General features: G+C 53.8%; 1 pseudogene. It reads right to left on the bottom strand.

From position 1 onward, the window contains the following. Positions 1-253 (bottom strand): annotated as a pseudogene (locus tag IV91_RS18780) (IS1634 family transposase); the annotation flags it as partial.

Genomic DNA, 253 nt, shown 5'->3' with positions numbered 1-253 from the left:
CGGTTTCATCAATTGCAATGAGCCGATATCCACTTCCTGGAAATCGTGCCCAGGAGTATCCGTGGCCGCCCCCGATTCGCTTGCTATATCCTGTGGCATCTCAATCAGGCGTCCAGCATAGCGTTGTGCGGCTTTCTCGATGGCTTCCGGAACAGTGTCCTGAATCATGACGGCCTGACCACCAATCAATTCTTCAATACGCCGACACAGCAAAGGCCAGTCTTCCTGCCGGATGGGAAAATGCCTCCCCAAA

It is taken from the genome of Ferrovum myxofaciens (assembly GCF_000735045.1).
Lineage (GTDB): Bacteria > Pseudomonadota > Gammaproteobacteria > Burkholderiales > Ferrovaceae > Ferrovum > Ferrovum myxofaciens.
Note: the sequence above shows the minus strand (reverse complement) of the source record. Positions and strands in the feature narration are given on the sequence as shown.